The organism is Pseudoalteromonas sp. SA25 (assembly GCF_011378705.1).
In the GTDB taxonomy this organism is placed as follows: Bacteria; Pseudomonadota; Gammaproteobacteria; order Enterobacterales; family Alteromonadaceae; genus Pseudoalteromonas; species Pseudoalteromonas arctica.
On the sequence record NZ_WTKV01000002.1, the window covers coordinates 1 to 21,682 of the forward strand.

Consider the following 21,682-nt stretch of genomic DNA (forward strand, 5'->3'; position numbering starts at 1 on the left):
AAGCAACCAACCAAGAATAGTTGGATACGTTCCTAAAAAGAGTAATTCTACAGCCTCAACGCCGCACTAAGCGGACTAAAATAGTGGGTTATAATGTGTAGCGAAGCGAAATCTAACCCACTGTTTTAATTCCGTTTAAGTGCCTTGTTAGCTATTATCTTCGATGCAAAAGCTAGCTTTATAAATATTATTTGCCACTAAATAGAATGCTAAGGATGCAAGCCAAACCATAAAGTATGAAAATTGATTGCTTAACGTTATAAGCATAGAAAACTCACCGCCGTATACTGTTCCAGAAGTAAGGTTTGCTACAGTTATACCTTTATATAGCATAATGATCGAAGTTAATAATAAAAATATAATTGATGTTTTATAAATAATAGAAATTTTCTCTGACATTGTATTTCCTTTACGTAGATAGCTAACAACTTTGTCTACGACATTTGTCGTTTTATAAACCGACAAATGTCCATATATTACAGTGCATTTATCTTAACCATCAAATAAACACCTGTAAACAATTAGTTAACTGAAAATTATTTTTAATCAGTGCGAAAATGCACCGAAATGGTGGAGATCAGTAATATTGGACAAAACAACAAGCACTGTCTATATATACAGTTAACTTTTGCTAGAGATTCATATCATGAAATCACCTTTTTTAACTATGATAGCCGAACAAATGTATCTAAAGCGTTATGCTAAAAGTACCGTTAAAGCGTATTTATACTGGATAGCTTCGTTTATTCGATTTAACTCTATGAGGCACCCAACAACGATGGGAGACAATGAGGTCGAACTTTTTTTAAACCACCTTGTCAACCAACAAAATGTTGCTCCTAACACTCAAGCACAAGCCTTAAATGCATTGAGCTTTTTATTTAAAGAAGTGATTAAAAAACCACTTTCATTATCATTAGGTTTTATTAAGAGCAAACGAGCAACTAAACTACCGGTAGTTTTAACGCAGCAAGAAATAAATAATTTTTTTAAAGTGTGCTCTGCAAAGCATTATTTACCCTGTGGATTACTTTATGGTAGCGGTATGCGCTTAATGGAGGTACTGCGTTTACGGATACACGATATTGACTTTGACTATAACTGCATTCGAATTTGGGATGGCAAAGGAGGCAAAAATCGTGTTGTAACGCTTGCAGTAGAGCTCACACCGCAATTACGTTCTCAAATACAATTAGTTGATAGTTACCTGCAATTAGATTTGAAAAACCCCTTGTATAGCGGCGCTTACATGCCTCATTTATTACGTAAAAAATATCCAAACCACAATAGACAGCTGGGCTGGCAATATTTATTTTCATCACATAAATTAAGCATTGATCCTGAGAGTAAGCAATTAAGACGTCATCATATCGATGAAAAACAATTACAACGCGCTGTTAAAAAAGCCGCTTTTGATGCACATATTAATAAACACGTTACGCCACATACTTTGCGTCATTCATTTGCTACGCACTTACTGCAAAGCGGCGCTGATATCCGCACAGTACAAACACAGCTAGGTCACAGCGATGTGCGTACTACACAAATATATACCCATGTACTACAACAAGGTGCTAATGGTGTTATTAGCCCTTTTTCAAGATTATAAGCGTCTCTTTTTAATCCTCTACGCATACATATTCGCTTTAAGATCAATACCGCCATCTATTTCTACTTTTAAAAAACATAAAAAAACCCCGCTTGTTTTTACACAAACGGGGCTCCACACTAATTTTTTAATCAAAAATAAAAGCGCCGATACTGCGGGCGCTTTGCATTATTGAATTTAATTACTTTAACTTACTGATTAACTACGCTTTTAAGTGGGTTAATCGGCTGTGCGTTATCGTCCAGTAGGTTCATATCAAAATCGAACTCATCTACACGAATCGCTTTTTCACGTTTGATGTTGTAATCAATTAACTGAACGTGTTCAGCTTGCGTGATTACGTTTGCCGCTAGTGCGTTATCAAGCGTGATGTTAAAGCGTATACCTGGTTTAATTACTTTAGCACGTAATGCTTTTTTAACTTTAGCCAGTTCGCCAAGTGATGCCATTTTAGCTTTGTAAGCTTGCTCATTAATATGATGGCCATCGCCCACTACTGGTTTAACTAAATGCGTGATTTGCGCTTTAAATGCGGTATCTAGCTGAGCTTGCTTAGCTAATTCGCGGATTAAGTCATCGCTAATTTTTGGCATTTTAGTTGAGTAGTTCATTGTAATGAAACGAATAAACTTACGAGTACCACTTGCAGGGAAGTTATCTAAAAACTTATGCAATGCTTCTTCAGCACTTTGTAGTGCAAAACGAGTCGCGTAATGGAAATACGGCGCTGCTTGCTCACGGTCACTACTTGATACTTTTTGCTCGTAATATTTAATTGATGCCATAGCTGCATATAAGAAGCTCATTACATCACCTAAACGTGCCGATAGCATTTCTGCTTGTTTTAACTTACCGCCAAGTACAAGTAACGAAAAGTCTGCGTACACTGCAAGTTTTGCAGATAACTTATGTACTGCTTTTTCGTAGTCGCGTACTTCTGGTAAATCAGAATTAGCACTTGCTGTAAATGGTAAAACACCAAGGCGAAAAGCACGGAAGCTGTTTGCTGTGCTGTAACCAATTGTTTTACGTAAAATGCCGTTAAATTCTTTATCTGCGCCTTTGTCTTCGCTGTGAATTGACTCAACCATAGATTGTAAATATGGGTGACAACGCATAACACCTTGACCAAATATCATTAGGTTACGTGTAAGAATGTTCGCGCCTTCTACCGTAATGGCAATCGGCTGAGCAACATAACCACTTGCTAAGGTATTTTGTGGACCGTTTTGAATCGCTTTACCCGCTTGAATATCCATTGCTGAATCAAGCACGTCGCGACCAAGCTCTGTCATGTGGTATTTAGCGATTGCGGTTACTACTGATGGTTTTAAGCCCATGCCTAAGCCTTCAGTTGTAAGTACGCGCATTGCTTCTTGTAGGTATGTTTTACCTGCAATGTCAGCTAGTTTTTCTTGAATACCTTCAAACTGGCCAATGGCTAAACCAAACTGTTCACGCACTGCTGCGTATTCAGATGCTGATTTAAATGCAACTTGTGCTGTACTAACACCTAGCGCAGGTAATGAAATACCACGGCCAGCACCTAAACAGCTAACCAGCATTTGCCAACCACGGCCGATATTTTTTTGCCCGCCAATAACAAAGTCCATTGGTACAAATACTTTGTTACCACGTGTAGTACCGTTGTAAAAACGAATACCCATTGGGTCGTGACGATTACCAAGCTCTACACCTGGGTGCTCTTTTGGAATTAGTGCACAGGTAATACCTAAGCTTTCTTTACCACCTAATAAACCATTAGGGTCCATTACTTTAAAGGCTAAACCAAGTACAGTAGCAATAGGTGCAAGCGTTATGTAGCGCTTGTCCCATGTGATCTCAAGGCCAAGTACTTCTTCGCCTTTATACATGCCTTTAGTAACTGTACCAATGTCTGGAATGCCACCGGCATCAGAACCCGCTTCTGGGCTTGTTAATGCAAAACATGGAATATCTGTACCATTTGCTAGGCGTGGTAGGTAATGTGCTTGTTGTTCTTGCGTACCAAAGTGAAGTAATAGCTCACCCGGGCCTAACGAGTTAGGAACCATTACGGTTACCGCAACTGCTGAGCTTTTAGTCGCAATTGTGCCAACAATAGTAGAATTTGCATAAGGGCTAAACTCTAAACCACCAAACGACTTAGGAATGATAAGCGAGAAAAAACGCTCTTTTTTCAAGAATTCTAAGATGTCATTTGGTAAATGAATGCCGTTTTGAATCACTGAATCGTCAATCATGCCCAATAACTCTTTTACTGGACCGTCTAAGAATGCTTGCTCGTCTGCGCTTAATGTAGCAGCAGGTACGTCGCGAAGTGCACTGAAATCAGGTTTACCTTGGTAGATAGAACCTTCAAGCCATACATCACCCGCGTCTAGCGCTTCTTGTTCTGTGATAGAAATACTTGGTAATACTTTTTTTAGTTTTGTACGTAAACTCATGATTGAACTCATCCGACCAGCTAAATAATACCTACATTACGTCATAAAAAATCGTTTAGATCAATTGCTCTATTCAATTAATTAACAGTTTTTTCAATTTATTTTCTTTACCTGAACGTAAACTGTTGAAACACAAAGGCTTACAGTTGTACGCTGAAAAAAAGTATTTTGATTAAAATGATGAATAAAACAGCAAAAGCTCTAGCGCTGTATCTATTTTTTTATGGGCATAAAAAAACGCAGCACAAATAGGCTACGTTTTTATTCAATTTGTAGAGGCTACATTATCAGTTAATCTAGCTAAAACTACCTAAATTTAAATCGAATTGTATAAGCGCTTCACTTAGTAACTTTAACAACTTGCTTGCCGGTAAAACCACCCGCAAGTTGTTTATTAAGCGCTTGCGATACTGACTCAGCACTAAAATCTATGGGCGTTATTTCTGGGTGTTTAATGTCGCCACTAACAGCTCCTTCAAGTAACAAGTTGCCCATAAAACTCAAACGTTGTTGTGCACATAAACTATTAGCAAGCCATGCACCACCAATCGATACAACACTAATATTGGGCGCTCGGTGATACATTAAGTCTTGATCAAAACAAGGTAGCGGATTTAAGCAGGCAATACGTCCGCAAAAACGCATTAACTCAATATTACGCTGAGTACACTCACCACCTATCGTATCAATAACCGCATCAAAGCCTTGTGGGCCAAGTTCTCTGCGGATTTTTTCGCATAGCTTTTTATCGCCATAGTCAAAAACCACATCAGCGCCTAGCTGCTTAACCAATTTATGGTTACGCTTTGATGCCGTGGTAAATACATCTGCACCGCGCTGTTTTGCATATTGAATAGCAAACTGCCCTACCGCTCCGGCTCCGCCTTCAATAAAAATAGTATCGCCTTCACTAATGCCTATTTTATCTAAGCTAATAAGTGCTGCCATACCGGCGCATGGAAGTGTTGCTGCAATGGCCGGATTTAAACCGCTTGGCACAACCGACACTGCAAAGTTAGGTACCTTGGTGTATTCGCTCAAAGCACCTTGCTCACCAATGTTGGCATGCCACATAACGCGCTGGCCAACATTTGGAAACACACCTTTATTAGCTTTAACCACAACACCTACGGCATCTAAGCCTAAAATGTGTGGATACTGCCATTTACAAAAGCCTGTTTTAGCAAATTGACCATCAACTGGATTTAAACCAACGTACTCTACTTTTACAAGCAGCTCGTTATCTGCACAAATAGGAACAGGCAGCTCAGCATCCGCTAAGTCAATTGCTTCATTTGGTTCTGGCAGTACAATAGCGCGCATCGTTTGCGGGATAATGTATTCATGTAAATTTTCAGTATTTGGCATCAATATAACTCTACTTATTAGTGTCGTTTAACGCATAACTCCATTGGCCATTAAATGACTGGTAAGCATTTACTTTGGCAAGCAGTGAAGAAATTGTTGTTTCAACAGCATTTTCTTGTGCTATTAAAACATCCTGGCGCGCATCTAACAACTCAAGGTAAGGAATTTGACCTTCTTCGTACATTGCTTGTGCTTGTAAAAATGCTTTATTAGCAAAGTCATAGCGCTCATCGGCAAAGCGTTTTTGCTGTGCTTGATTGACCAACAATTGCAGTGAAAGTTCACTTTCACTTAGTGCAGTTAATACCACTTGTTGATAATCGCTGTAAGCGGCTTCACTTAAAAACTGCTGCGCGTCGCGCTGTGCTAATAATGCTGGGTAGCTTAATAACGACCATTGTAACTGCGGCGCTACTTGCCACTGTTGGTCGGTATTTTTTAAGCCTGTGCTGTCTATACTCACAACCCCTGCAAATGCAGATAAGCTAATATCTGGTAATAACGCTTTGCTAGCTGCAACACTTAAACTATTTGCTTGGCTAAAGTCAAACAGTGCACGGCTAATATCTGGACGTAAGGCAATGGCATTATTAGCGTTTTTTAGTGCTACGCTAAAGTCACGTTCAAGCACGCCTTGCTCGTTTTCAATAGCAATATTTTGCGCTAGCTTACCGCTTAGTACTGCAAGAGCAGATAAATCGCTGTATTTTGCATACTCAATAGCAGGCATTAATGCTTGTTGCTGCCTAAGCTGCGCCATCGTACGGTTTAAATCAAGTTCGTTTGCGACGCCTTCGTCAACACGGGCTTGAAGAACGTCAATACTTTGTTCAAGCGCTTCAATTTGAAGCGTAACAATGTGTTGTTTTTCAACATTCCCTTGATAACTTACAAAGCCTTTAACAACTGACGAAACTACTTCAATTTGTAATAAGCGTACTTGCTCTGCTTGGCTCATGGCTGATGCATTTGCAGCATCAACCAACGCTGTTATGCGACCAAATAAATCTAGCTGCCAATCAAGAGCAACGTTTGCACTTGATTGGCGGTCAAACACGCTTGGTGCATCGCTTCGAGCTGCGCCAACATTTACGCCACCTTGCGGAAGGTACTGGGCTTTTTGCTCTCCTAGTCGCGCTAATGCACTTTTAAGTGTTAGCTGGCTTGTTTGCAAATTATAGTTATTTGCAAGCGCACCAGTAACAAGCTCATTTAGTTGATCAGAATTAAGCTTTTTCCACCAGTTTGTTTCATCAGCAACGCTAACGTTACTAGCAATATTAGCTTTAGCAACAAATTCGTTAACGGCTTTTTGCTCACTCATGGTGTCAATTTTACTCGCACACCCGGCTAAAAACACAGCGACTAATACTGCACTGGCAGTAAGACTTGTTTTAAGTCTTTTTTGCATTAATTTAGTCATGAGTATTCTCCTGCGCTTTCTCTTTTTTGTTAGTCACTAACATATAAAATACCGGCGTAAACAATAGGCCAAACACAGTTACACCTATCATCCCTGAGAATACTGCGTTACCCATTGCGTGTCGCATTTCGGCGCCTGCACCGGTGGCAAGTACTAACGGTACAACACCTGCTGTAAATGCAATTGAGGTCATTAATATTGGGCGCAAGCGCATACGACATGCCTCAAGTATTGCCTCTAAGTGCGATAAGCCTGAGTCGTGTCTATCTTTTGCAAATTCAACCATCAATATTGCATTTTTAGAGGCCAACGCGACCAGAACTATTAACGCTATTTGGGTGAATATGTTGTTGTCAGAGCCAACAAACCACACACCTAACAAGGCTGAGAAAATAGTCATTGGTACAATTAATATAATTGCCAGTGGTAAACGTAAGCTCTCGTACTGCGCTGCAAGTACCATAAATACAAGTAATACAACTAACGGGAATACATAAACCATGGTGTTACCGGCAAGTACTTGTTGGTACGTTACTTCAGTCCACTCATATTCAATACCTGTTGGTAGTGTGTCTGCGAGTACTTTTTCAATAGCAACTTGTGCTTGATCAGAGCTATAACCTGGCGCTGGGCTGCCATTTAGTTCTGCACTTGGGTAACCGTTGTAATGCATAACACGGTCAGGACCAATTGTTGGAGTTACCGTTAATACAGAGCCTAGTGGCACCATATTACCTGAGCGGTTACGTACTTTTAAATTAAGTATTTGATCAGGGTCTAAGCGATAGTCAGCATCGGCCTGTGCATTTACTTGGTACGTACGGCCAAACATATTAAAGTCATTTACGTACACAGAACCTAAGTAAATTTGCAGTGCATTAAATACTTCATCAAGTGGAATACCTTGAATAAGCGCTTGCTCACGGTCAATATCAATATCCATTTGTGGAACTTGGATACGGAAACTTGAGTACAGGCCCATTAATGCTGGATCTTGTTGCGCTTTAGTAATTACGGCCTGCAGACTATTAAATAGTGCTTCAAATCCTTTATTAGCTCTATCCTCTATTTGCAGTTTAAAACCACCTGTTGTGCCTAAACCTTGAATTGGCGGCGGTGGAAATACCGCTACAAATGCCTCATCAATGGCGGCAAAACGTTTATTCAACTCTGCCGCTATCGCCATCGCTGATTGGCTTGGGTCAGTACGTTTGTCAAAGCTCTCAAGTGGTGTAAATACAATGCCGCTGTTAGGGCTATTCGTAAAACCGTTCACTGATAAGCCAGGAAAAGCAACAGTATGTGCAACGCCTGGTACTTCTAGTGCAATTTGCTGCATTTGAGCAAGTACATCTTCAGTACGATCAAGGCTTGATGCGTCAGGTAACTGCGCAATAGCCACTAAATACTGTTTATCTTGCTGTGGAATAAAGCCACCTGGTACGGTATCAAATAACTTAATTGTGCCGCCAACAAGTGCGATGTAAGCCACCATTACAACAACGGTCATACGAATTAGTTTTTGTACCAGTTTTTCGTAACCTTTAGCACCACGATTAAATACGCGGTTAAATGGTTTAAACAACCAACGACCAAACAATTTATTAAGTAAACGCGTGAACGCATCTGGTTTTGCATCATGTGATTTTAATAACAATGCAGCAAGCGCAGGCGATAACGTTAGTGAGTTAAACGCTGAGATAATAGTCGAAATTGTAATTGTAAGTGCAAATTGCTTATAAAATTGACCTGATAAACCGGTAATAAACGCAGTAGGAATAAATACAGCACTTAGTACTAGCGCAATTGCAATAATAGGGCCTGTTACTTCGCTCATTGCAACGCGGGTTGCTTCAAGTGGCGATAAGCCTTTTTCAATATTACGCTCTACGTTTTCAACAACTACAATCGCATCATCTACAACAATACCTATGGCCAATACTAAGCCAAACAACGACAAGGTATTAATTGAGACACCTAACCACTGCATTACGGCAAACGTACCAATGAGTGAAATAGGCACAGCAATTAGCGGAATAATTGATGCACGCCACGTTTGTAAAAATACAATAACAACAATAACTACCAGCACAATTGCTTCAAGCAACGTTGCAATTACCGCGTCAATTGAGCCGCGAACAAATACTGTAGGATCGTACACAATGTCGTATTCAACACCAGTAGGGAAATCTTTAGATAAGCGCGCCATTGTTTCGCGTACTTGATCAGAAAGCTCAATAGCGTTTGAACCTGGGCGTTGGAATATTGGCATTGCAAGTGCCGGTTGATTATCAAGCTCTGCACGCAGTGCGTAAGTGTCTTGGCCTAAATCAACACGGGCTATATCAGATAAACGCGTTAACTGACCTTCGTCGCCTACTTTAATAATAACTTGTTCAAATTCTTCAATACTGTTTAAACGACCTTTAACGTTTAACAATATTTGAAATTGACTGTCGTTTGAAATTGGTTGCGCACCTAAGCTACCTGCAGCAACTTGCTGGTTTTGCGAGCGAAGTGCTGTTACTACATCTGTTGCTGTTAATTCGCGTGCAGCAAGTGCATCTGGGTTTAGCCATACTCGCATTGAGTACTTGCCAGCACCAAACATGCGAATATCACCTACGCCTGGCAAGCGGGCAATTTCATCTTTAATATTTAAATCAGCATAGTTAGATAAGTAAGCTGTGTCGTGCGTTTTTTCAGGTGAGTATAAATGCACTACCATGGTTAAATCTGGTGATGACTTTTCAGCCACAACACCTAAACGTTGTACTTCTTCTGGCAAACGCGGAAGCGCACTGTTTACACGGTTTTGTACTTGTACTTGAGCACGATCTAAATCGGTACCTAAAGCAAAGGTTACCGTTAGTGTCATGCGGCCATCACTGGTACCTTGCGAAAACATATATAGCATGTTTTCAGTACCGTTAATTTCTTGCTCCAGCGGTGTTGCCACTGTTTGCGCAATAACGGTAGGGTTAGCACCTGGGTAGTTAGCGGTAACAACAACTGTTGGAGGAACTACTTCTGGGTATTCACTTACTGGTAATTGGAATAGTGATATACCACCAGCAATTAAAATAACCAATGACAGCATGGCCGCAAATATTGGACGCTGTATAAAGAAATGCGAGAATTTCATCAATAAACCTTATTGCTTAGCCACAAGTTGTGCGTTGTCATTTAACAATGTAAATGCCACACCACTTGTATCAATTGTTACTGTTTGCGGAGAGATTGGCATACCAGGGCCTACGCGGGCTGGGCCATTTACAGCAATAACATCACCTTCGTTAAGGCCCGATGTAACCGCACGTAATGCACCGTAACGCTCACCAGTAGTGATAAGTTTGTATTCAAGTACGTTGTTTTCGCCAACCGTTAATACAAAACGATTTTTTAAGTCGGTACCAATTGCACGTTCTGGGATAATAATCGCGTCGCTAATAGAGTTGGCTGCAAGCTTAATACGTGCAAACGAGCCTGCGCGTAATTGGTTGCTGTCTTCATTAAATACTGCACGTACACGTAATGTGCCCGTTGATGAATTAATTTGGTTATCAATAAAGTTAATGTAGCCTTTGTATGCAAAATCGCTTTGACCCACTTTTTGCATTACAACAGTTTGATGGCTCGCAGCAGTAACATCATTAAAAGAGCTATTCCATGTGCGTTCATCAACATCAAAATAAGCGTACATAGCTTGGTTTGAAACAATTGACGTTAATACGCTTTGACCCGCAAGTATGTTATTACCTTTAGTAATATTTGCGCGAGAAATAATGCCATCAATTGGTGATACTACTGACGTAAACTCTAAATCAAGCTCTGCTGAAGTAAGTTGTGCTTGAAGTGCAGAAAGCTGTGCTTCGCGTTGGCGTAGTGTTGAAGTACGCGCTTGTGCTTGCTCAGTTGAGATTGCCTTACGGTCTAATAAGCGTACCGCACGTTTATCTTCACTTTTAGCTTGCTCAAGTGCGGCTGCTGCGCTGTTGATTTGCGCTTTTAAACTAGCAACCACGGCAGCAAATGGGCGAGCATCTAATTGAAATAAAACATCACCTTCTTTAACCACATCGCCTTCTTTAAATTCAATGCTATCGATGATTCCCGATACACGCGGCATTAAAGCAACTTCTTGTGGAGACTCTAAACGAGTTGTATATGTGTGCCAGCTTTGTACCGGCTTAACAAGCACCTGTGCTACATCAATTGGTTGAAGTTGCTGTGCAGGTGCTGATTGAGCTGTGCTCTCATCAGCACAACCCGCAAGTGTTAAAGATGCCGCAGTAAGTGCAGCAGCAATTAGATGTTTGTTCATGAAGACGCTCCATTGTTGATTAGCCTCGCATAATACGGATTAAACCCGTGTGTAAAAACCATAGATTTTTAAATTCATTAATGCCAAAATGGCATCAATAGATTAGTTAAGGTGTAATAATGGATACAACAAGTCGACTTTTAATGTTACTTGAAGTGGTTGAGCAAGGCTCTTTTGCAAAAGCTGCAGAAATCCGCAACATAGATCGCTCTGTTATATCTAAACAAATTAGCCGTTTAGAGGATGAGTTAGGCGTTAGGTTACTTAACCGAACCACGCGTTCATTTTCGCTCACAGCGGCGGGTGCCGAAATGATCAAAAAAGCCGCTGAGCTTAGAGAGCTGCTTGGCGAAACCGTACGCATGGCTGAAAACTACCATTTAGAACCGCGTGGCGTATTAAAAATCACTTCATCAACACTTATTGGTCGTCGTTATTTACAACCTGTACTTAATGATTTTCAAAAACGCTTTCCGCAAGTAGAAGTTGAACTGCGTTTAGACGATAGATTAGTAGATATAGTCTCTGAAGGATTTGATTTGGCTTTTCGTGTAGGTGAGCCTAAAGATTCGTCACTTATTGCACGTAAAATAGCGCGTAACCGATTATTAATTTTAGCTGCACCACAGTTTATTGAAACTTACGGTATGCCAAAAACAATCGAAGAGTTAGCGCAATTACCAGCAGCAAGCTATGCCAGTAATTCTATTCGAGTAGAAACCATAGATTACTACGATAGTAAGGGTGAACGCTGCGAGCAAAAAATAAAAAGTGTGTTTCGTGCTAATGATGCCGAGTCATTGTTAATGAAAACATTATCGGGCACAACTTACTTTGTCGCCCCTGCATTTATTATTGGTGATGAAATAATACAAGGTAAGCTAGTGCCTTTATTGACCGATGTAAAACTGATGGAGTTTAGTGCGATGTATGCCGTATATCCGCACCGAGATTTACCAGTGAGGACCCGGTTGTTTTTTGATGCTGTACGCGAGCATTTAGGAAAAGATAAACCGATTTGGGAAAACGGGATCCCCAATTTTGAGCAAATGTATTAAGTAACCCTGCTTAAGCAACTACCGTTTCATAGTCATGTTCTTTTTTAAACTTACAGTACACTTTATTACGGCCAAATTGTTTTGCTTTGTATAACTGTTTATCTGCTTGGTTTACAAAGCTTTCCAATGAATTAGTACTTTTAAATTTTGCCACACCAATACTGGTTGTAACATTAATTGCAAGGCCGTCAATGTCAAATGTGGTATTTTCAAAGCGTGCTCTTATTTGTTCAGCGGTATTAAGTGCAGCCTCTTCATTTGCAAAAGAGCTAAATAAAGCAAACTCTTCACCGCCTACTCTAAATACATACCCTCTACCAAGGACAACTCTTAGTAAAGTGGCCACCTCGACAAGTACTTGGTCACCCACACCATGGCCATGCTCATCATTTACCTGTTTAAAAAAGTCTAAATCGAGTAAAAACAAATATAACTGCGACTTATCTTTTAGTTCTACTTCAAAGTAGTGGTTCATTGAAAGGCGGTTACCTGCACCCGTTAATGGATCAAGTAACGCTAAATTTTTAAGGCGCTTTGAAAAATGCGAGCGGCTTCCTTCAAAAACATGAGAAATCGCCCAAATACTAAAATAAGCACAGATTAAATTAAGGGATAAGTTAAAAGTTTCAAAGGGGGCAAGTGTAGACTTACTCCCTAAAATAAACACTTGGATAACTAATAAATTTGCAGAAAAAATTACACCATATTGTTTACCTAATAACAGGTAGTACAAAATAGGTAATGCAAATGACCATACAAACACACCATTACGAGGCGATGCTAAGGATGTACCTAAAATAACAATTAGCGTTATAAGTACACACATTATTAGGGATTGCCAAAACTGTAGTGGACGGCGTATAAGTGAAATATAAGTAAATATACAATAAATAGAAAAACAGATTTCGATGTAGCCAAGCAATGGAAAGTTATTTACAGTTAAATTAAATCCCGCAAATCCTACCGATAAAAAACCAAAACAAAGACACATCCCTCTCAGGACGTCCTTTCTTAATGATTTAGTGCTATTAAGAGCCGCAATATCCATTCTAATCACTTAATAAAAATAAAAAATAAGTTTAACGTGAAAATACAATTTAACAAGCTTTGTTGATATAAAACCATGTAGATACAACCAGTTATTTACATTTTAGGGATAATGTAGTGTATTTCAGAAACACGTTTGATGCTTTAATATCACTAAGTGGCTTTAACAACTAGCCACCTAACATGGATAAATTAGTAGTAATACCTGTATTACCTTGGTGTAAAAGGTGAGTTGGTTTTTTGGTCTTAATATAACGAGATAACAATGCCATTAATTCACTGTTTGAACTGTCGTTCATATATTCTCTTAGCGAAATACCCTCTTCAGAAAACAGACACAAGTGCAGATTTCCTTTAGCTGTAACCCTTAATCGATTACAGGTACTACAAAAGTCGTTGCTGTAAGGCATGATCAAACCAATTCTGCCTTGATAATCAGGGTGGGCAAACTCTTGAGCAGGACCTGCTGATGCACTACGCGCAACTTGCTGCCAACCCGTTTGTAATAACTGAGTTTTTAAAACTTGCCCAGAAACATGGTTAGCATCAAAAAAGGCTTTGTTGTCGTTTGTTTGCATCAATTCTATAAAGCGGATGGTAACGGGACGGTGTTTAACCCAATTTAAAAATGTATCAAACTCTTTTGCGTTGTATTGCTTCATCAGCACGCTGTTTATTTTTACCGAATCAATACCCGTTTCAAGCGCAGTATCAATACCTTTCATTACTGAGGTAAATTTGTCATGCCCAGTAATGGTGTTAAACATGCGTGAATCTAAGCTATCAATACTTACATTAATGGCGTTTAAGCCTGCATCTACCCAGTCATGAATATTCTTATGAAGAGAAAAACCATTCGTAGTCATTGCAATTTTTTTTATGCCCGCGACATCTTTTGCCGCGCGAACAACATCTATAAAGTCTTTACGAAGCGTTGGCTCTCCGCCAGTGATCCTCACTTTTTCGATACCATGGTGTGCAAACGCTTTAAGCGTGTTGCTAATTTCATCAATTGTGAGAAAGCCACGGTCATGACCGCCCTGATAACCATCTGGTAAACAATAAACACACTTAAAATTACATACATCAGTAATAGACAAACGTAAGTAACTAAACTCTCGCCCTGTTGGGTCGATTAGCATAAATAAACCTTAACTAATATCAACAAGTAATAACAACCTAATACCAATTTGCAATAATACTTAATCATTTAATTAAGCAAATTGGTATAAACAACGCTACTTATTGATACATAAATAATAATTACATAAATATATTTAATAACTAAAAGGGGCAGCTTAAAGCATACCCCCTTTAGTTATTTTTGTTTTACGCTTCTAAGCCTTTTTTAAGTTCGCTTGGCTTCATTGGTAGGTCACGTAAACGCACGCCTACTGCATTAAACACAGCATTACCAATAGCAGGAGCAACCCCTATAACGCCAGGTTCGCCTAAACCAACTGGAAACTCATCACTTTGTAAAAATTCAATGTCAATATCTGGCACATCTTGCATTCTTAGCGGTAAGTAAGTATTAAAGTTAGTCGCTGATACCTGTCCATCTTTATACGTATTTGATTCATGCAATGCAAGGCTGCTGCCCCATAGTAACGACCCTTCAATTTGCGCCAGTGCGCCATCAGGGTGAACTATTAAGCCCGCATCTACAACAACATAGAGCTTTTTAAGCGTTATTTTACCACTATCACGGTTAACGTGAACATGCGCTGCGGTTGCAAGCCATGCTGGCATGGTACGTTCTTGCCCTGAGCTTACAGAAAAACCAATGCCCTCATCTTTAGCTAATTTAACAGAAGCTACTTTATCAGACACCGTTTTAAGCACATTACGTAAGCGCAGTGCTCCACCAACGCTCTCAGGTGCTTTACCCGCTTGCTTGCCTTTACCGTCTAACATTTCAATTCTAAATTGAACTGGATCTTTGCCTTGCTTATGGGCAATTTCATCAATAAACGACTCAAGGCTCCATGCAATCCAGCCAGGCCCTACTGAACGTAACCAACCAGGAGTAAAGGTGCTTTGTGCAACTTCGTTATTAATAGCACGTGCACGATGACTGCTCATGCTGTACCAATGATCAGCGCCCGATGCCGAAAATGCATCAAATTTACCTTTACCATCCACACCCGGTGATAAAAACCCTGGTGCCATTGCTTTAGTAGGCCAACCTGCAGCAAATGCATGCTCTAAACCAGTAAAAGTACCGTTTTTATCAAACGACGCCGTCATTTTTGCAGCAGATGCAGAACGAGACTGATCGAATAAACTATCGTCTGCTCGTGTAAATACCAGTTTTACTGGTTTACCTACTGCTTTTGCAGTTAGAGCTGCAGGTACAGTCCAATCACCAAATAATCGACGACCAAAACCACCACCTAAATAATAAGGACGAATAATTACTTTGTTTTGTTCTATTTCGAGTGCTTTAGCAAGCGCAGGTAACGTAAGTGACTGCCATTGGTTACCAGTATGAATAATCCAATTTCCGTCTTTAAATTCTGCAACCGCATTTAATGGCTCTAGCTGATAATGACTTGCTGTCGCTGTGGTATACATTGATTCTAACGACTCACTGGCGTCTGCTTGGGTTTTCTTTATATCGCCTTGATCAACAAATAAAGTACCCGAGTCGCGTTGCTCGCATAATCGCTTACCTTCTTTTTGAATATCAGCTTCAGATATATTTGCTGACTCACCCTTTTTGTAACTCACCTTTAAAGCATCTACTGCTTTAATGGCACTTGGGTAACTATCAGCTAATACAACAACCCAGCCTTGCACTGTGTTACTAGGGTCATTTAAAATTTCATAGCCTTTGTAACCTTTAATAGCTTTTGCTGCACTATCGTCAACGTTTGTTACTGTGCTGCCATAACGGGTTGGCGGTATTACTGGTCGCGCGTACAGCATGCCTTCAACTTCTACATCTATCCCATATACTGCGGTGCCATTTGTTTTGGCTGGTATATCAAGCGCTTTAAAGTCTTGTTTAAGCCCAGTTAAATGACGTTTATTAGCAGGTTTTAGTGGAAGGTTTGCAACTTCATCGCTGGTAAATGTACGATTAAACTCGCCTTTTTTAACTATGTCAGCGTAACTAACCGATTTTTCGCCTGCAATAATATAGCCCTTTTCAGCACGACATTTGTCTGCAGGCACGCCGAGCATTTTAGCTCCGGCTTCTATTAATGCAATTCGACCCGCAGCGCCGGCTTGAGATAATGGCTTGAAGCTTTGAAATACAGACCACGAACCACCCGTTACCATAAAACCCCATTTTTCATGGGTATCTACGTAGGTAATTGATACTTTATCCCAATCACATTCAAGCTCATCAGCCACAATGCGCGCAAGAGCAGTACCAATATGTTGACCCATTTCAGCTTTAGCAATACTCACTTCTACGGCGCCGTCGGTGCTCATAGTCCACCAAATAGTGGGGGAAAAAGCTTGTTGCGCAATTGATTCTTTTGCACTGAGCGAACCCGAAAATAACGCAGGGGCAAACGCCATGACTAAACCTGCGCTAGCAGTGCCAATCATAAACGAGCGACGATTTAAATTAACGGTTTCGCTATTTTTTTGAAATAATTTTTTCATTATCGGCTCCAGTTAAGCGTCTTGTGCATTTGGATCAAATATATTTACTACACTTTGTGACTCATCTGCAGCGCGTTGAATAGCAGTTTTAATACGTTTATAAGCCATACAGCGACAGTAGTTACCATTCATATGGCTTACTATTTCTTCATCTGAAGGACTTGGATTAGCTGCCAGTAATGTAGCAGCTTGCATTATTTGCCCCGACTGACAGTAACCGCACTGTGGTACTTGCTCTTCAACCCATGCTTTTTGAAGTGGGTGTTCGTTATTAAGCCCTTCAATTGTGGTAATGTTTTTTCCTGCAATTGCGCCAATTGGTAAAACACATGAGCGAGTTGCTTGCCCATCTAAATGCACCGTACACGCACCACACATTGCAATACCGCAACCAAACTTCGTACCTTTTAATCCAATTTCATCACGAATAACCCATAACAATGGTGTATCTTCACTTGCGTGTGATTCAACCACCTTGCCATTAATTGTAAACGTCACCATAGCTTGCCCCTTGATTAAGCTTTATAACCTGCGTTTAAATTATTTAATTTAAACGCAGGTTATAACAGTTAAGATTGTTGTAACTACTAATCCATAACACATATAGTTACCGCATCAGCTACATTAACAGCTAAATACCATAACCACTGCACTAAAGCGTTAGCGCAGCTAAAACTTATTTTGCCCTACTACTATTTTTTCACTCATTTTTAGCTATAAAATTACTTAGCTGCTTTTGAGTATCTATGTCTAAACTCGCACTATGTAAACTAATTGTATTGACGACCTCACTGCTGGAGCGCAGTAATTGCTGTGCACCTCTATCTGAAGTTAAGCTTGTAAGCTGAGATAAATCAACTGCTGGGAATATAGCGGGTACGCCTAAACGCTCACCATAGTTTGCGCACCAGCGCGATGGATTACGTGTAAAACCAGTAACTAGCTCACTTAAGTGCGCTACTTTTAGCTCAACCTGATCCGCGAGCATAAATAAAACCCCATCAAAGGACTTATTTTTAAACACTGTTTGAGAAGCTATCGCGATTGAATTACCTAAACCTTGGCTCCATTGCTTGTTCTCAATGAGCTCTATGTTTTTATAACCTGCCAGTGCTTGTGATACTTCTTTATGCCATGCCCCGGTAACTACATACACCGGCGTGTCATCAAGTGCTTGAAGTGTATTTACTGCATGCTCAATCATTGTTTTGCCAAACCCGATATCAGCCGTTAATTTACAGCCGTTAAAGCGAGATGATTGACCTGCGGCTAAAACAACTTTTGCAATTAGCACGCCTCTTGCCCCCAATGGCTTAGCGATTGGGCGTTTTTGTCACACAGCACTGCATGTATTTCACTGATCAGCGATAGCGCAATACTCTCTGGCGAGTCGCCGCCTAAATTTAAACCGACAGGCCCAAAAACAGGAGACTTTATTTGTGAAACACGCGTATTTGCGTGCTCTAAAACTTGTTCACGTCTGTGCTTAGGACCCAATAACCCTATGTATTTAAAAGGAACATCTTTAAATTGAGCCAACGTATTCGCGTCGAGATCAACGCTGTGAGCCATTAAAATAGCAGCATCTACTTTATGAGTTATGCAATATTCTTTTAACTCACTCGGTGTGATGCGCAAAATAGCATCAGCATTTTTAAAATATTGCCTTTTTGCATTAGCCGCGCGTGTATCCCATACAGTTACACTCCAACCAAGTTGTTTGGCAAATGTATAAACCGGAACTGCATCGGCCCCACCACCCACTATTAATAAATGAGGCGGCGGATAAATAGAAGTTTGCAAGCACGTAGCGCCTTGTAATTCTACCAATTGCGCTTTGCGGTTCATTGATAAACCATGTAACTCATCATTTTGCGTAAATACACCACTGCCGGCTGGCAAAATCGGGCTTACTTGTTGAAGGTATCGCCCTGGTTTATTCTCATTAAGTGCTTTAGATACGAGCTCTAACTGTAAATAGTCATTAGCTTTGTGAATGGGCTGCAGTAAAATGTGTACTATGCCCCCACAACCAATGCCAAGTTGAAATGTTAAATCGTCTTCATCGGTAGCATCATAACTAATGGTTTTACTGGTTAAAGTACTCATTACTTGTTTAGCGTGGCGCTGTATGTCAGCTTCTAAACAGCCTCCCGAAAGCATCCCCAAGCGCTCGCCTAGGCTCGAAATAAGCATCATAGCCCCTAGCTTTCTGTAGCTAGAGCCTTCAATTTTGTACAAAGTAGCTAAAACCCATTCTTGGTTGTCCCTATTGAGATACCAAGTGTTTAAGATACTTTTCAAATCTGTAACCATATATTGCCCTTTAAAAAGCATTTTTTGCGTTTAAAAACAAACCAGCCTAAACAGCTAATTTAAAACTTAATAATTCACGCACAATTTAGTTTTCTATTATATCGTTTAAGGTCTCAATTAACTCATCAAATTGATCATTAACGCTTTGGCGTTGTTTATCATTTAGAGTTAGGTTTAATTCGTAGAGTAAATTTATATATAAATTTAAGTTTGCTTCATTGCTTTTCAATAGTGCGTCGCTCATATAAAGTTCGCGCTCTTCAATAACTGTACTTAACTGATTTATAAATTCTTTTTTTGTAATTTCAGCATTTGTAAATACCTGTTTGGCTGCATTCAAACGGTTTTGCTTGTACTCTAACCACAGCGCTCCTGAGTCTTGATGTTGCTCATTAGTTGATTTAATCAGCGCTTTTTGTTGTTTATTAAGCTTGCCTATCCACTGCTCGTAGTATTCAAATTGATCTTCCAAACGCTCACTTTTTCGCTCAAGCGGGGTTTGTTCGTTAAACTCTTCGCGTTCGTCGTTAATTTTTATTTGAATATTGTCTAAAAGCTCACCTCTTTGCTCACTTGATAAGGTTGCTCCAAGCTCAGCTAAAGGCAGCTTTGCGTATCCAAGTAGGTTCTGCCAATGTTGTTTTGCAAGCACAACCTGTGTTTTTAATTGTTTAGCCTCCAATGTTTGGTTAAACAATACTTTTATATTTTGTATGTCTTGTCTGTAGGCGGGTAACTGGGTAGTTCGGTGCCAATTTTGTGTTGTTGTAATTATGTTTTTTAGCTGTGTATTTTGCTTTTTATTTAAATCAACATAATCGTCAACCCAAAACGATGAAAGCCAACTCAAATTATTGTAAGTAAAAGATGCCGAACAACTACATAAAAACAACATACTTACAGCAAGGCATATCTGTTTTAGTTTTTTTGCTTTGAAATTATTAAGCATAACCTTCTCTATTATTTAGATTGTGGCAAAGCTCAAAACTCATTTGATAATAATTATCATTTAAGTATTGACTTGCATTTAGATCTAACTGATAATCGTTCGCACAAACACAGTGTAACGACCTCAGTGCCTACGGAAGAATATTCAGCAAGGATGCTGACACATTAAAAGAAGAGCGTGCCGCTTCGTGTTATTACTTACTCGACCCAAGTAATAACATCAAATATCACATTTACTTGCTACATTGCTCATATTAGTGACGGTTAATATGACTCAAAAAAGCCCTAACGGGCTTTTTTTATTTCTTTAAATTTTCTATAAAATCTGTATCTTACACTTCTTAAACTCGTTTACTTACCTTAAAAGTCCACCGCGCTATTATTTACATTTTATACGCACGATCTGATAAGGTATCGCCTTGCGTTTGCGCTAAAGCTGGCGTAAAACATAACAGTAGACACCCTTTTTTGCATCTATTTATAATAACCGATTTAGTCTCTACTTAAATGCATTGAGTATTAAACGTTTAAAATGCGCAAATAGTGCAAATAGTGCAAAAATTTAATAATTTAGCATTTAACTAAAGTCTGTTTACCTGTCGGGATTAAAACTTGTTCTATTTAGGCGCTATTTAATCGCGGCAAGATATACTGGCCCTAAAACCTATCGTAACTATTACTAATTGGAGACATTAATATGTCACAGTTTAATTTGAAAGCACTCGTTCTTGCTGGCGTTTTACTTGCCAGCCCTTTCGCTCATGCAACATTAGAAGATGGCATAAGAGCAGCTAACGAAGGTGAATTTGCAGTCGCCCTAAAAGAATTTCAATACCTTGCCGATAAAGGTTTTGCGCCAGGAATTTACGAACTAGCTAAATTATACGAAGGTGGATACGGTGTAACACGCGATTACCGCAAGGCAGCTGCGCTTTATCAACAAGGCGTTAAAAAGAACCACCCGGATTCAATGTTTGCGTTAGCTGTTTTATACGACGAAGGTAAAGGCGTAAAGCTTGATCACCAAATGGCTGTTACCTTATTTGAAAAAGCAGCCAATAAAAACCTGCCTGCGGCTCAGTTTAATTTAGGTGTAATGTATTCCAATGGCGTGGGCGTTACGCGAGATTATGAAGCGGCACGCAACTGGTACGAAAAAGCAGCTGCAAACAATTACTCTTTAGCACAATTCAATTTAGCCCTCATGTATTTTGAAGGGCTAGGTATGCCAAAAGATTTAGAAAAGTCATACATTTGGAATACTATCGCTGAGTACAACGGCAATATGCAAGCGAGTCATAGCCGCAAACTTGATGAGCGTAAAATGCTACCAAAAGAAATTGAAGAAGCTAAAGAAAAAGCCGATGCCATTTATGCAAAAATACAAGTGGGTACTTATGCTGGCGAAGGTCGCTTATTTTAAAGTCTTATTTTAAAGTTTAAGAGTTTAAGACCTTAGTTTGAAGCTAATTTAAAAAGGCTGAATTACATAACGTAATTCAGCCTTTTTAATATCTTGAT

Annotated in this window: 16 protein-coding genes; 3 read left to right on the top strand and 13 right to left on the bottom strand. The window is 39.7% G+C overall.

All coding sequences use genetic code 11. The features are described 5' to 3' along the window. Positions 1–147: 147 nt before the first annotated feature. A complete protein-coding gene (locus tag GQR45_RS01535; protein WP_165724911.1) occupies positions 148–399 on the bottom strand; it encodes a hypothetical protein in 252 nt (83 codons plus the stop codon). 247 nt (positions 400–646) lie between these two features. Here GQR45_RS01535 and GQR45_RS01540 point away from each other — a divergent pair, with 247 nt between their 5' ends. Next, entirely contained in the window at positions 647–1,609 is a 963-nt protein-coding gene (locus GQR45_RS01540; RefSeq protein WP_076926105.1) for an integron integrase, read from the top strand. A 191-nt stretch (positions 1,610–1,800) separates the two neighbouring features. Here GQR45_RS01540 and GQR45_RS01545 read toward each other — a convergent pair whose 3' ends face one another. The 5 genes from GQR45_RS01545 to GQR45_RS01565 all read right to left on the bottom strand — a co-directional run bounded on the left by GQR45_RS01545 (position 1,801) and on the right by GQR45_RS01565 (position 11,171). Further along, entirely contained in the window at positions 1,801–4,056 is a 2,256-nt protein-coding gene (locus tag GQR45_RS01545) for an acyl-CoA dehydrogenase (RefSeq protein ID WP_165724912.1), read from the bottom strand. A 339-nt stretch (positions 4,057–4,395) separates the two neighbouring features. Further along, the gene (locus GQR45_RS01550) at positions 4,396–5,424 is read right to left on the bottom strand and encodes a zinc-binding dehydrogenase (protein ID WP_165724913.1); all 1,029 of its coding nucleotides are present in this window, start codon (positions 5,422–5,424) and stop codon (positions 4,396–4,398) included. A gap of 10 nt (positions 5,425–5,434) precedes the next feature. After that, on the bottom strand, positions 5,435–6,847 hold the full coding sequence (locus GQR45_RS01555) for a TolC family protein (RefSeq protein WP_165724914.1): 1,413 nt from the start codon (positions 6,845–6,847) through the stop codon (positions 5,435–5,437). Then, positions 6,840–9,992 carry a multidrug efflux RND transporter permease subunit gene (locus tag GQR45_RS01560; RefSeq protein WP_165724915.1) on the bottom strand — a complete coding sequence of 1,051 codons (3,153 nt, stop codon included), beginning with the start codon at positions 9,990–9,992 and terminating at the stop codon, positions 6,840–6,842. Before GQR45_RS01560 ends, GQR45_RS01555 begins: the two co-directional genes overlap by 8 nt. A gap of 9 nt (positions 9,993–10,001) precedes the next feature. Beyond that, positions 10,002–11,171, bottom strand: a complete 1,170-nt coding sequence (locus GQR45_RS01565; protein ID WP_165724916.1) for an efflux RND transporter periplasmic adaptor subunit — start codon at positions 11,169–11,171, stop codon at positions 10,002–10,004. 119 nt (positions 11,172–11,290) lie between these two features. On the opposite strand from GQR45_RS01565, the gene GQR45_RS01570 reads away from it, so the two are divergent. Continuing rightward, positions 11,291–12,229, top strand: a complete 939-nt coding sequence (locus tag GQR45_RS01570; protein WP_007582020.1) for a LysR substrate-binding domain-containing protein — start codon at positions 11,291–11,293, stop codon at positions 12,227–12,229. 10 nt (positions 12,230–12,239) lie between these two features. On the opposite strand, the gene GQR45_RS01575 is transcribed toward GQR45_RS01570, so the two are convergent. The 7 genes from GQR45_RS01575 to GQR45_RS01605 all read right to left on the bottom strand — a co-directional run bounded on the left by GQR45_RS01575 (position 12,240) and on the right by GQR45_RS01605 (position 20,162). Continuing rightward, entirely contained in the window at positions 12,240–13,277 is a 1,038-nt protein-coding gene (locus GQR45_RS01575; protein WP_165724917.1) for a GGDEF domain-containing protein, read from the bottom strand. 169 nt (positions 13,278–13,446) lie between these two features. After that, complete coding sequence (gene moaA, locus GQR45_RS01580; RefSeq protein ID WP_007582018.1) at positions 13,447–14,418, bottom strand: GTP 3',8-cyclase MoaA; 972 nt, start codon at positions 14,416–14,418, stop codon at positions 13,447–13,449. 187 nt (positions 14,419–14,605) lie between these two features. Continuing rightward, positions 14,606–16,897, bottom strand: coding sequence for a molybdopterin cofactor-binding domain-containing protein (locus GQR45_RS01585; RefSeq protein ID WP_165724918.1), 2,292 nt, complete (start codon positions 16,895–16,897; stop codon positions 14,606–14,608). Positions 16,898–16,909: 12 nt separating this feature from the next. Beyond that, positions 16,910–17,398, bottom strand: coding sequence for a (2Fe-2S)-binding protein (locus tag GQR45_RS01590; protein WP_007582016.1), 489 nt, complete (start codon positions 17,396–17,398; stop codon positions 16,910–16,912). 199 nt (positions 17,399–17,597) lie between these two features. Beyond that, positions 17,598–18,191: a nucleotidyltransferase family protein gene (locus GQR45_RS01595; protein ID WP_010553929.1), complete on the bottom strand. Its 594-nt coding sequence runs from the start codon at positions 18,189–18,191 to the stop codon at positions 17,598–17,600. Continuing rightward, a complete protein-coding gene (locus GQR45_RS01600; RefSeq protein ID WP_165724919.1) occupies positions 18,185–19,213 on the bottom strand; it encodes an XdhC/CoxI family protein in 1,029 nt (342 codons plus the stop codon). Before GQR45_RS01600 ends, GQR45_RS01595 begins: the two co-directional genes overlap by 7 nt. Before the next feature lie 85 nt (positions 19,214–19,298). Further along, complete coding sequence (locus GQR45_RS01605) at positions 19,299–20,162, bottom strand: DUF6279 family lipoprotein (protein WP_165724920.1); 864 nt, start codon at positions 20,160–20,162, stop codon at positions 19,299–19,301. Positions 20,163–20,858: 696 nt separating this feature from the next. On the opposite strand from GQR45_RS01605, the gene GQR45_RS01610 reads away from it, so the two are divergent. Beyond that, positions 20,859–21,584, top strand: coding sequence for a tetratricopeptide repeat protein (locus tag GQR45_RS01610; protein ID WP_007582012.1), 726 nt, complete (start codon positions 20,859–20,861; stop codon positions 21,582–21,584). The last annotated feature ends 98 nt before the right edge of the window (positions 21,585–21,682 follow it).